The sequence below is a fragment of the Streptomyces sp. NPDC030995 genome, assembly GCF_055571215.1.
Genome location: NZ_JBVIFS010000033.1, coordinates 59,181 through 71,901 on the forward strand (window position 1 = coordinate 59,181; position 12,721 = coordinate 71,901).

General features: G+C 67.7%; 8 protein-coding genes and 1 pseudogene. 5 read left to right on the top strand and 4 right to left on the bottom strand.

Annotated features, from left to right (window positions below; translation table 11 throughout):
* Nucleotides 1–414 (bottom strand): hypothetical protein (locus tag ACZ45T_RS32700; protein WP_468447752.1); only part of this gene is annotated, 414 nt, incomplete at its 3' end.
* A gap of 263 nt (nucleotides 415–677) precedes the next feature.
* Here ACZ45T_RS32700 and ACZ45T_RS32705 point away from each other — a divergent pair.
* Both ACZ45T_RS32705 and ACZ45T_RS32710 read left to right on the top strand, forming a co-directional pair.
* A pseudogene (locus ACZ45T_RS32705) lies at nucleotides 678–1,680 on the top strand (transposase).
* A gap of 450 nt (nucleotides 1,681–2,130) precedes the next feature.
* On the top strand, nucleotides 2,131–2,979 hold the full coding sequence (locus ACZ45T_RS32710) for a putative RNA methyltransferase (protein ID WP_468447754.1): 849 nt from the start codon (nucleotides 2,131–2,133) through the stop codon (nucleotides 2,977–2,979).
* Nucleotides 2,980–3,110: 131 nt separating this feature from the next.
* Here ACZ45T_RS32710 and ACZ45T_RS32715 read toward each other — a convergent pair whose 3' ends face one another.
* On the bottom strand, nucleotides 3,111–3,992 hold the full coding sequence (locus ACZ45T_RS32715; RefSeq protein ID WP_468447756.1) for a hypothetical protein: 882 nt from the start codon (nucleotides 3,990–3,992) through the stop codon (nucleotides 3,111–3,113).
* 10 nt (nucleotides 3,993–4,002) lie between these two features.
* Nucleotides 4,003–4,566 carry a papain-like cysteine protease family protein gene (locus ACZ45T_RS32720; RefSeq protein WP_468447758.1) on the bottom strand — a complete coding sequence of 188 codons (564 nt, stop codon included), beginning with the start codon at nucleotides 4,564–4,566 and terminating at the stop codon, nucleotides 4,003–4,005.
* Nucleotides 4,567–5,069: 503 nt separating this feature from the next.
* Here ACZ45T_RS32720 and ACZ45T_RS32725 point away from each other — a divergent pair.
* Nucleotides 5,070–5,921, top strand: coding sequence for an encapsulin (locus ACZ45T_RS32725; RefSeq protein ID WP_468447760.1), 852 nt, complete (start codon nucleotides 5,070–5,072; stop codon nucleotides 5,919–5,921).
* A 60-nt stretch (nucleotides 5,922–5,981) separates the two neighbouring features.
* Complete coding sequence (locus ACZ45T_RS32730; protein WP_468447762.1) at nucleotides 5,982–10,589, top strand: peptidoglycan-binding protein; 4,608 nt, start codon at nucleotides 5,982–5,984, stop codon at nucleotides 10,587–10,589.
* Nucleotides 10,590–11,161: 572 nt separating this feature from the next.
* On the opposite strand, the gene ACZ45T_RS32735 is transcribed toward ACZ45T_RS32730, so the two are convergent.
* The gene (locus tag ACZ45T_RS32735; protein WP_468447763.1) at nucleotides 11,162–11,674 is read right to left on the bottom strand and encodes an RICIN domain-containing protein; all 513 of its coding nucleotides are present in this window, start codon (nucleotides 11,672–11,674) and stop codon (nucleotides 11,162–11,164) included.
* A 398-nt stretch (nucleotides 11,675–12,072) separates the two neighbouring features.
* Between ACZ45T_RS32735 and ACZ45T_RS32740 the strand changes: the two genes are divergently transcribed.
* Nucleotides 12,073–12,315, top strand: coding sequence for a protealysin inhibitor emfourin (locus ACZ45T_RS32740; protein WP_468447764.1), 243 nt, complete (start codon nucleotides 12,073–12,075; stop codon nucleotides 12,313–12,315).
* The last annotated feature ends 406 nt before the right edge of the window (nucleotides 12,316–12,721 follow it).

Here is a 12,721-nt window from a genome sequence, read left to right on the forward strand (position 1 = left end):
GAGGCGGGTGAGGTCGCCGCCGGGCGCGATGTGGGTCCAGTCCCCGAACTGTCCAGCCGGAAAGTCCCTCCGGATGGCGAAGTCACCACTGGCATCGAGCTGGCCCGATGCGGCAGCTCGCGTGCCCTTGCTGTAGAAGAAGGGCTGGCCGCCGTCGGGCACGATGTGGGTCCAGTCCCCGAAGTGTCCAGCGGGAAAATCCCGCAAGTTGACGAAGTTACCAATGGCATCGAGCTCGCCCGATGCGGCAGCTCGCGTGCCCTTGCTGTAGAAGAAGAGCTGGCCCCCGGCGGGCACGATGTGGGTCCAGTCCCCGAACTGTCCAGCGGGAAAATCCCGCAAGTTGACGAAGTCACCACTGGCATCGAGCTCGCCCGATGCGGCACCTCGCGTCTGCCTGTTGTAGAAAAACATGGCGTTGCCTCATATTTTCTCTACCGTCGACCCGCCCATGCCGGTGCGGATGCACCAAGGAGATTTCGGCCGGATAGGTCGCCCGGAGTCCACAGGGTCGCCTTGCGTAGGAGGAACCCTCCACGATCACCCCAGAATCGACTGGACCGCACATACGGGATTATTGCTCTCCCGTGGCAAGATCGCATGCGGGTGGGGTCTTGTGGGTGAGAGGTGCCTGGCTCAGGATCTAGCCTCGGGCTTTCACGTGCGGTGGCCGGGCGGTGGTCTCCCAGGCCGGGGGTGTGCTGTTGGTCGAGACGGTCCGCAAGACCGGCCTGGACAACGCGATATCGGCGGCGCTCGCGCCGTGGCGGCGGCCACGGGCGGTGCGCGATCCGGGCAAGATCCTGATCGATGTGGCTCTCACGGTCGCGGTCGGCGGGGACTGCCTGGCGGATGTCGCGATGCTGCGGGCCGAGCCGGCCGTGTTCGGGCCGGTGGCCTCCGACCCGACCGTCTCCCGGCTCATCGACAGGCTCGTGCGGCCGCCCCGAAGGCTCTGGCCGCGATTCGGTCCGCCCGGTCCGAAGTCCATGAACATGTCTGGAAGTTGGCCGGTGTCTCGGCGCCGGACGCCGCGGGCCAGGTGATCGTGGACCTGGACGGGGTGCTGGTCCTGGCCCACTCCGACAAGCAGGACAGGGCCGCGACCTGGAAGAAGACCTACGGCCACCACCCAGTCATGGGCTTCGTCGACCACGGACGCGGCGGCACCGGAGAGCCGGTGGCCGCCTTGCCGCGGCCCGGGAACGCGGGCAGCAACACCGCCGCCGACCACATCACCGCCACCCAGCTCGCCCTGGCCCAGCTCCCCAAACGTCACCGGCGCGGGCGGAACACGCTGATTCGGACCGACTCCGGCGGTGGGACACACGCGTTCGTGACCTGGCTCGCGAAGCGCGGGCGGTGGCTGTCGTATTCGGTCGGTATGACCATCCCCGACGCCGCCCACCAGGCCGTGTTGAAGGTCCCCGCTCCGCCTGGACGCCCGCCGTCGAACCGGGCGGCGAGATCCGCGGCGGTGCCTGGGTCGCCGAGCTCGACGGTGACGTACTGGCGCGCCTCTGGGAACCCCGCCGCCTGCGGCTACGACTGTTCTCCGCCGCCGCACAGCTCGTCACCACCGCCCGCCGCCGGCACCTGAGATTCACCCACCACTGGCCCTGGACCAGCGTGATCACCGGCGCGATCGAGCGACTCGACGCTCTTCCGAACCCCGGCTGACCAGCAACAACCACCCGCCCCAACGAGCAGCACCACCCACCCCGGGATCGTGGAAACCGGCGCACACCCGACGCGGCAGCCGGGCCATCGGCCTGCCCGTCACCGACCCGACAAGCGGAAGCGGGCCGCCGGAGAATCCGACGACCCGTCACGAAGGATCGAGGTCAGGCCGTGTCTCTTAACTCCGGGCACGCGCGAGGGGCTTCGGCCGAGCCTCGTAGAATCGCGGTATGGCATTCATGAGCACTCCGCACTACTGCTTCCTCTGATCGGGAGGCTGTGAGGGCGATGCCGTCCGGCATCGCCCTCCTTGGTGTGCCTGCCGCATGACCCGCGTTTCGGCGCTGCCCGCATCGAGGGCCGACGCCGATCCGTTCCTTCTGGGACGGCCATCTTCTGAGCGCGAGGGCAGGCACGGTCCCTTCCCTTCACCGTTGCCAGGAGTGTCCCATGTCTGTTTCGCTTCCCCCTGCCCTCGACTCGTTCCTCGAACTCCTGCGCTGTCCGACGTGCGGCGCTTGTCTCCACCCCGACCGCGGCGCGCTGCGCTGCCCGGCGGGCCACACCTTCGACATCTCCCGTCATGGCTATGTCAGCCTCCTGACGGGCACCCGCGCCACCAGTGGCGACGACGCGGCCATGGCCCGAGCCCGGGACCGGTTTCTGGCCACTGGCAGGTACGGGCCGATCCGCCGGATCGTGGCTCACCTGGCGGCCGACACCGTATCCGGGCAGAACACCGTGGTGGACGCGGGGTGCGGCACGGGCTACTACCTGGCCGGTGTCCTCGATCAGCTGCCCGATGCCCGCGGTCTGGGCCTGGACACCTCGGTGCGCGCCCTGCGCGCGACGGCCCGTGCCCATGAGCGAGCAGCTGCCGCGACCTGGGACGTGTTCCGTCCCCTCCCGCTGGCCGACGGGATGGCTGACGTCGTGCTGGACGTGTTCGCCCCGCGCAACCCATCCGAGTTTCACCGAGTGCTGCGCCCGGGCGGTCGGCTGGTCGTAGTGCGTCCGACCGGGCGGCACCTGCTTGAATTGCGCAGCCAGGTGTCCGGAATGATCGCGATCGACCCGGCAAAGGAACAGCGCCTGCACCAGGCCCTGGACCCCTTTTTCGAGGCCGGCGACACCCAAATAGTTGAGTACGCCACGTCCTTGACCGGAACGGAGGCACTGGATCTGGTGGGCATGACACCGAGCGCACGCCATCTGAATCGTGCAGACCTGGGCGATGGCGGGCTCGCGCCCGACCATGTCACCGTCTCCGTGCTGGCCACCGCCTACCGGCCTCGGTGACCACCACCTCCGTTATTCGGTTCCGCCGCAAGCCCTGCTGCGCCGGCCGGACCGCAGTGGCGGTCCGGCCGGACGGGGATTCGCTCCGTCCCGGCCGGCTGCCGGGGCGGAGCGAGGGGACGGGGGTCGGCTCAGCGGGTGCTTGCGCGCCGGCGCCGGCGGAGCAGGGCGGCCCCGCCGGCGAGGGCGAGTGCCGCGCTGGAACCGCCGGCGAGTAGCAGGGTGGAGGACGAGGCGTCCTCCGCCTTGCGCTGGGGGTTGTAGCCGCTGGAGTAGCCCTTGGTGTCGTACTCCGAGCCGGGCAGCTTGTCGGCGTAGCGGGCCTTGACCAGTTTCTGGTAGTCGCTGAGCGACACCGATGCCTGGCCGCCGAGTCCTTGCCGGGCCTGGTCGTTGAGGGGCTCGACGGTGGTGAGCTTGAGCTGGTACCAGCCGCGGATCTGCGGTTCGGTGAAGACCAGCGTGCCCACGGTGGCCTTGCCGGCGAATGTGGCGTCGCTGTCGCCGTCGCGCACGGCTGCCAGGTGCCAGCCGCCGCCCTGGGTGGGGGCGAGCATGACGGTGGCGTTGCGGCCGTTGACGGTGGTGCTGAGCGAGGAGACCAGCTGTGTCAGCTTGATCGCCTCGGTGGGCAGTGGTTGGGCGGTGCCCGCGACGAAGCCGGGGGTGATCTCGTTCAGTGCCACCGGGTCCTTGATCGTGAAGGTGGCGAGGCCCTGGCACGGCTCGGCCGTTTCGGGGATCGTCTGCACCGACTCGCCGGCGCCGCCGGTGGGTACCGGAGTGCGCAGGAAGCGGCAGACGGCGTTGCGGACGTCGGTGGACTTCACGGCGTTGAGGGCGGCCTGATAGTCGGGGATGTCGGCCGGGAGAGGGTCCTTGGCCGGGGCCGGGTGGGCCGGACCGACGACGGACAGCAGTGCGGATGCGCTCAGTGCGATGACGATGGACAGGCGGGAGAAGCGAGAGGCCACCCGCTTGCTGGACGTTTCGGTGCCGCTGGTGTCGCGCATGTCGCCTGCCTTAGCGGGAGATGCCGATGCGGGAGTGGGTCCACTTGGACGAGCTGTTGCTCACGTAGTCGTTGTAGTTCCACCACGTGTACGTGGCGGTGTCCGGCCACGGGTCGGCCACAGCGATCGTGTTGTTCGACGTGTCGAAGCCGTAGACCACATTCATGTGGCCGCCACCGGACGTCCACCCGATGCGGGCACCGATCGGCCGGGCCGCCTTGACGTCGGTGTACACCTGGTTGAACGTGGCCGCGCTGCTCAGGCCCGAGCCGGTGTGGGCCATGCCGAGGCTGCTCCAGCCCCTGGCCATGTCGTCGAGCGTGGCGGGCTGGTTGTTGCAGCCGTAGTAGGGCTGGGCCCGGTTGCAGAAGTCCGTCTGTGTGGAGCCGAAGCCCTGGAACTTGGCGATGGTCAGTCCGGAGGCGACCCAGCACCACTGGGTCTTCTCCTGCTTCAGCATGCTGATGGTGTCCTGACCCGCTTCCGCGTGAGCCGTACCTCCCGCGGCCGCGAGCGATCCCAAGGCGGCCAGCGCGATGGCCGACGCCGTGGTTCCGTACCTGAATTTGCCCATGTTCCTGCCTTCCCCTGATGGGTGCAACGAGATGAGCGGGGCAATCTGGCAGGAATATGACAGCGCATCATGTCTCAGTCACATAGGGGTCTTGCAGGAATTTAGCCCTTACTGATTATTTGTCGGGTAATCATGCGACTCGGGTGGGTCCGCGCTCGGAGAGTTGTTCCATCAGCTGGGCGGTGACCGACCCGGGTCTACCCCCGTATTTGCATCTCACGTCGTCTGCCTGCGGAAGCGGCGTGCGCGTCTTCGCTGCCGCGTCGCATCCCGCCTGGTCAGCGATTGCCCGCCCGCCCGGATCAGGTCACACTGGAGTGGATGCAGGTAGTACCGCGTCCAGGCCGGTATCGCCTGTCCCCCATCGCTGCGAGACCGCGGCCGCCCGAGGGGCACTGCCGAAGGCCGCGCAGTTTCCCGCGTCGTGCCGCAATCCCGAGGGAGGGAGGGAGCGGCGCCGCCACCCGGTACCCGCATGCCCGGACCGTCGCGCCGCACACCTCGTGAACAACAACCTGGGCAGAGAAAAGATCTGGAACCCCGAGATCTGGGCAGGGATAGACACAGCCGTCAAGGATGAGATCGGCCAACTGCGCGTGGCCCAGAAGGTTTTCCCCGCCACGCTGGTGCCCGGAGCGGTCACCGTGCCCGACGACAGCGTCGACCTCGAGAACCTGAGGATCACCGAGGGTGCGACGAAACCGTTGATCGAGCTCTCCATCGAATTCTCCATGACCCAGGCCCAGGCCGACAACGAGGAGTCTTTGGGAACCGGCCGGACGCTCGCCAAATTCGCTGCAAAGAACATCGCCATGGCCGAGGACGCGGTCTTCTTCAGGGGCAGCGGCGCCACCCTGCCACCCAGGACCCTGCTGGCGAAGAACAACGGGGCGACAGCGGGCCTCCTGGGAACAGCCGGTCATGCGATGACCGTCGACCGTTCGAAGCAGGAATATCCGGAGTCGATCTTCCAGCAGGTGATCAGCGGCATCAGCCATCTGGTCTCAGAGGGGCAGCCGGGTCCCTACGCGCTGTTCTTGGACACCGACATCTACGGCGACGCCCACAGCCCTCGCGCCCAGACGCTGGTTACGCCCGCCGACCGCATCGTCCCCCTGTTTCCGGGCGGCTTCTGCGCGACCAGTGCGCTCACCGACCAGTCCGCGAAGCCACCGCGGCACGGTCTGCTCGCCTCTCTCGGCGGAGAGCCCACGACGATCTATGTCGGACTCGACGCAGTCACCGCCTTCACGCAGGTGAACAACGAAGGAGACCTGCTTTTCCGTGTCTTCGAGCGCGTGCAGATCGCTACGAGGGATCCCCGCACCCTGGTTGCACTCGAGTTCATCAACTAGGCACGGACTCCGCTGCGGCGGCGTCGGTCGGGGTCACCGGGGAACGGGCAGGGAGGTGCCATGCAGGACCGCGGCCTATGTGTGGGAACGTTCGGGGACGACGTGGTCGGCCTCCAGAATCTGCTTCTCCGCTGCGGTCACGCTGTTCCCCGCGCCGAAGCGGAAAGAGAGTTCTTCGGCCCGGCCACCAGGGCGGCAGTCCGCGCATTCCAGGCGGAACGGCGGTTGACGGTGACCGGTGTGGTCGATGGGAACACCGCGGCCGCGCTGCGCGGGACATCGGTCGCGGGTCCGCCGACCGCCACCGGCGTACGGCGGCCCGCTGCCGGCGTACAGCGGCCCGCTGCCGCATGGTCGGCACCGCCCCATGAGACCCTGTCCAGCCATGGGGATGAGGGCGTCGTCGGATACGTGGATGGGCAGGGTCGCCGATCCCAGGAGCCGGTCCTGTGGTTCGACGGCCGGGAGGAGCTGCCGGCAACAGCGGACTTCGACGGCCTGATCCCGGCAGGCGATCAGGCCGATGACCTCGCGCTGATCGGCAAACGCTGGCGGGAGTGGGGCGCTGGCGACGGGCCGTTCGGACGGCCACTGGGCCCGGAGGAGGAGGTTCCGGGCCGCCCCGGGCGCCTGCAGCGCTTCGAACGCGGGGAGATCTCGTGGTCGCCCGACCAGGACATGGTCGTCAGCGTCTTCCGGCTGCGCAACGAGGTCTGCCTGGACTGGTCCAGACCGCATGCCGATCACGACTACTTCCGGTACGACGTCCAGTGGAACGGCGTGAGCCAAGGGCAGCAGGCCGCCATTGAGGTGCGCTCGCAGGAGCGTGGGCACGTACGGGTCTGGACGAGACTGCAGGGGTTCGGCGAATACACCTTCATCGTCAAGAGCTGCACCGACCCATTCCTGGGGTCCGACGAGTGCTCGGGCTGGACCGTCCCTGTCCGGATTCCGTTCCACCGTTCGGACGAGACGCCCGATCCCGGTGTCCGTCGGGTCACCGGCGTGATCGCCGATCGCTGGCACGAGTTCGGTGCCTGGGCCGGTCCGCTGGGCAAACCGATCGAGGACGAGGTGCTCAATCCGGTCGGCGACATCCGCAGCCAGCGCTTCGAGCGCGGTTCGATCTCGACAGCGCCCGCGTTCGGGCCGGGGATGGTCGTCGCCGCCTATCAGCGGCGCATGCCCGACGGACGCATGTCCGTGGAGGTCGACTGGGGCGGATCCGAGATCAACTACACAGAGTTCCGGGTGGAGATCTGGATCAACGGAGAAAGGTTCACCGAGGATCCGCTACCGCCTCCCAGCCCCACCCTGTGGGCCCGGCCGGGCATCGGCAGCGGTCGGTACGTCCTCCGGGACGATCAGTTCACCGTCACCCTGCCCGACGGGACGAAAACCGGATTCAAGCTCCCGAACGGGCTCTACCAGTTCCATGTGAAACCCGTCCTCCTCGGGAGCGCCGAGGGCAGCGCGCCGCCGGTCCATGTCGTCCTGGAACGTGGATCCGTAGACGCCCACCTCGATCCTCCCGCGGTCGACGGCTCGCCGGCCCATGCCTATGCCAGCCATCGAAGCCGGGTCAGCGCCATCGCCAGGCACGTGGCCGTGAGCAACCCGCTGCATCCGGGCGATCTGTCGGAAGAGGCCGACGAGAACAGGACGATGCACCTCGTCGCCCATCTGCACGCAGCGTCCGCCGACCCCGGCTTCCGTGTCCCGGGCGAGCTCCCGAGCCGCATCCTCACCCATGTGCGCCTGAGGCAGCTCCATCGCGGACACGGACAGGTCGGCACCCGTGTGGACGAAGGGCCCGTGCAACGACCTGGCGACTACGACATGGCACTCAAGGGCCTCGTGGTCATCGCACACCGCTACCGGACCCTGCTGACCGAGGAAGAGATCGAGTTCATCCTCCTGAAGTTCGTGCCCAATGCACTGGCCGGACCGGTCACAGAAAACCTGCACTGGTACGTCTTCCTCACCGAGGACGCCCCGGAGACCGAGAATCACATCCTGATGATCGAAAGCACCAGGTACCTGGTGAACCAGCTCCTGTTCGAGCGACTTGGCGGCGAAAGGTTCGACAATGTCAAGAACGGGGTGACGGGCTGGTTGCTGGATCATCTGCAAACGTTCGCCCGGCACGACTTCCTCGAATTCAACTCCCGCCCCTACCAACGGATGTCGCTCCACGCTCTGTTCAACCTCCACGAATTCGCGAAGGACGAGGAGATCAGGACCGCCGCCCAGATCCTGCTCGACTACGTGTTCGTCAAGTGCGCTGTCTCCAGCAACAGGCAGCGCAGGGTGGCTCCCTTCCGGCGACTCCACGAGCATCTCTACCGGCCGGACAATGAGGGCCACAACCAGCTACGGCGCACCGGCGACTGCGACCAGGTGATCAAATTCTTCGGGACGTACACCGGTCCGATCGCCCGTGACGGCAAACCCGAATCGGAGCTCGTCCCCGAGTGGACGTTCACCCCACTGATTTCCGGGTTGGCTGCCTACCGCCCACCGCCGGCCGCGTACATCATCGCGATGACGCCCCAGCAGCGCCCCACGCAACACCGCTTCCACCACGGAAGACGGCCCCCGCTGTACGAGGCGGACGTCCAGCCCGATGGCGGGGTCGAGGTCTACTACAGCTCCCGGTCGTTTCTGCTGACAGCCGGCGGAATGTACCTCAACAGCGGCTACGGCGCCGATCAACTGCAGGGATTCAAGCAGGTCGCCATCGCCGAATCGACGACACTCATTCCCACCCGAGCGGACGTGACCTTCGCCGAACTCATCCGCTTCGACCGCTACACACCCTGGGACGAACTGCGCTACGCGGTCAACACCGGAGTCCATGAAGGCTTCGCCTGCGGCGCGAACCTGGTCATCCCCAGAAGATGGCTGGACTGCACCCATGCCCCGAACGACGACCCATGGGTCTTCCTCGACCTCGACGCGGGCGAGTGCGGCGCCCTCGGATTCCATGTCGCCGCCTACCGGACGCCGGCCGGGAACCCGGGCGCGCTCGATCGGATCCCACAGAACCTGGGATTCCTGTACGCCGTCGAATCCACCCTGATGCCGTTCGAAGAGTTCAAACAGAAAACGCTCCAGCGAAATCCCACATTCCAGCTGAGCCCCACGCTGCCGACCACCCTTCTCTACGGTCAGGAGTACGTCTTCAGGGCACCTGACGACCGCGACTTCGCCTTCTGGCTCGACACCTACGGGCGAACGATCGAATCCCCGGACCACAAGTACCGGGCCCGCGTCACGAAGATGAACGGTCAGCCGCTCCAGGCAGACCTGCGTTCACTGCCCCTGGTCGAGGGCCCCTACCTCGACTCCCGCCAGGACGGCCCCGATCCTGCAGGGCACGCAGGCTTTCTGCGGATCCGCTGCCCGGGCTTTGAGAACGCTCCGCTGGTCCTGGACTACCGCAACCCCCGCAAGCCCGTCCGGGCCGACAACATGCGCGAGTGCCCTCAGCCGTGGTTCGACCGCGCCCAGGCCCTCCAGACCTACGCACAAGTGCTCCAGCAAGCGAAGAAACACAAAGAGGCCACGGAAGCGGCGCGCGAAGCGGTCGAGATCTACCGGCGACTCACGGGGTTCGACCCCGCGAAGCAGCGCCCGTACCTGGCTCTGGCCCTCCGTTCCCTCGTGGGCGACTACGGCTCGGGGCTGGAGCAACACGAGGCCGCCGCCTACGCAGCGCAGGCCGTCCAGGTGTACGAGGTACTGGCCGGCCTGCGCCCGGACGGCTCTTCCGCTCCCGTGGACTATGGCCGGCTGGACCAAGTCACCCCCAACGTCTACTGGGAATGGCCCTACCTGAACGCGGCTCTGCACCACCTTGCCTTCGTGCATCACAAGGCCGGTGAATACGAGACGGCGACGGCAGTCGCACTCCAGCGAGAGCGACTGTGCGAACGCCTCACCGCGTTCGATGCGGCCAGGTACAAGCCCGAGCTCGGCTCCGCCCTCTTCGACCTGGTGTATTACTTCCACCTCTGGCTGCCCGAGGCCAAGCGCTACGCACAGCAAGGAGTCCGGGTCTACGAAGAGTTGGCCGGCCTGCGCCGAGACGAATCGGCCGAGCCGGTGAACTACGAGCGACTTCACCAGGCGGTCCCCAATGCGTACTGGTCTCAGAACGCTCTGGACGGATCACTGTGGATCCTGGCGATCGTCCACTACCACGCCGCTGAATACGAGACGGGGGCGGCGGTCGCGCTCCAGCGGGTGCGTGTGTGCGAGCGGCTTGCCGCGTTCGATCCCACCCAGTACAGCGCCTACCACGGCTCGGCCCTCGTGTACCTTCTGGCCTACTTCCGAGCCTGGTCGCCGGCGCCGGAGGATCTGGCTCGGCTGGCGGTGCAGATCTATGAGGAGCTGGCCGGGCTGCGTCCTGCCGGTGCCTCCACGCCGGTGGACTACGGGCAACTGGGCCAGGCCACTCCCAACGTGTACTGGGAATGGCCCTACCTCAGCGCGGCGCACTACTACCTGGCCCACGCGCACAACGAGGCCGGGGACCGCGCGGCCGCGGCCCAGGTCATGCTCCGGCGCGTCCGTCTCTATCAGCGCCTGGCGGCGGACGACCCGCAGAAGTACCAGGCGGCGCTGGCACAAGCCCAAGCCGACGCTGCGGCCTTCGGCTGACAGCGACCCGCACGAACCCGGCACGAGGAAGACTCCCTGTGCCGTTACGCCGCCCGTGTGTTCCGGGCACGGCCTGCTTCCAGCCTCTCCCCCGCGTCGTTCCGGGCCTTCCCGCGGCCGCTTCCATCGCCTCGGCGGGCTAGTTGCTGCTCCAGCCGTTCCCGGTGGAGCTTGGCCGCTCCGGCCGCCGGCTCCTTCGTACCGGCCTTCTGCAACGGCCAGCGGAGCCGCTCGAGGCCGACGGCCCGGGGAGCGGGTGCCGGTACCACGCCCGCTGCCGACTCCAGACCAGTGAAACCCAGCAGCGTCTCGGGGGCTTTCATCAGCCGCCCGCTCCCCCACTGGTCGGCAGCTCCTCATCGGCCAGCCGCCGTGGAGGATCTGCTCGACCTCGCGCAGCACGCTCCCACTGACCGGCTGCCCCGCCTCGACGGCCAGAGCCAGGGCCGTGCTGGCCTGCTGCCCGACCACCACATGCTGCTCGTGCGCCAGCTCCCGAAGCCGGCTCCCGTCCAACGTCCGGTGCGCCGTGCGGAGCGCCTCACCCGCGTCCGCTCATCACACGGGACGCGCTACACGAAATTCCACCAGTGGTCGTCACTGAGGGACGCGCTGCACGGATAGGCCCCAAGGCGGAGGTCGTTGGCCGTCCAGGCGAACCCGTCCACGTCCAGACACATCCACTGTCCGGAGTGGTAGCTCTTGGAGTTGACGAGCATGTAGGCGGTGCCGGAGTCGTTCCGGATCGACTGCCAGAGCTGGTTGTCGGCCGTGCTGTTCTGGCAGTAGTAGAGGCTGGCCTTGTCGGCGCTGGTGGGTGCGCCGAAGTTCGGGAAGTCGAGACACAGGCCGGGGCTCTTGACGCTGCGGATCAGGAACCCGTCGACCCCGTTGACGGCGTCGAACATCTGGTTGTCGCCCGCACCCGGCCGACAGTCGTACTGGGTCACCGGCTGCAGGCCGGGAGCGTTGAAGCCGGGGAGGTCGGCGCACTTCCCCGTGGTGAAGTTCTTGAGCACCACGTTGTACACCGACTCCGCCCTCGCGTGTGCCGGGGCGGTGGCCAGGATCGTGACAGCGATCACGGAGAAGACCGACAGGAGGACCGCCAGAGCGCGCGGGCGGCTGATGCTCTTGCGTAATCGCGGTGGTGCTGCGCTGTTTGGATGGGCGCTGGCTCCGCCAGCACCCTTGCCGACCGGCGGCGCCGCGGCGAGGCGGCTCCCTATCCCCAGCCAAGTGAAACGACCCCGTGAACGTTCAGGGGCCTCTTGGCGAGCCTTCTGGAGTGGGCCCATCCGCTTCCTTGTGCGCCCCCGTACACCCGCGCACGCCCCTACTCGCCCGGCCACACAGCGGCGCATTCCGGACGTTCATACCGCCGGGACCCTGTTCCGTGACAGCGAGCCGGTGATCGGGGCACTCGCGGCAGTGGCTGCATCGTGCAGACCGTGTGACACCACCAGGAAAAGGAGAAAGAGCCATGCTGATCACGGTCACCCGCTCCGGAGGCTTCGCCGGCTTCGAGAAGCTCCGCACACTCGACACCTCGGGCCGCGCGGACGCGGCGGAGCTGGAGGAACTCGCGCAACGGGCCGTCGCCCCCATGGCCGACGGCTACCACTACCGAATCACCGTCGACGACGAGGTGCTAGACCTCCAGGACCCCTGCCTCTCCGACGCCCAGCGAACACTGATCCGCACCGTCCTCGGCGAAGGCGCCTGAGCGGCCCAACGCCGCACAGAGGGTCGGCCAGCACACCCTCAGCCAAGCGATCACAACCCCTGGCCAGCCCTGCCCCCTGCGTTCCGCATGACCTCCCGAGCGGGTGGCTCCCCAGCGGCCGTCGCGGTGGGGTGTGGCATAGGTCAGGTGACCGAGATACGCAACATCGGACGGCTCCGCCGGAATGCGCATCAACGTGCCGTCGGCCTTCAAGGAACGATTACGGGACAGCCCTTCGGCAGGGGTCAGTCGCGGTGCGATCCGCTCGCTTAGAAGCCATCTCATTTGGATGATTGGGTAGGCTGTCGGTCGTGGCGGGGATTGTTGAGCGGCTGGTGCCGGATGAGTTGTGGGAGCTGTTCCAACGGGTGGTGCCGGAGGCGCCATCGCGGCCTCAGGGCGGTGG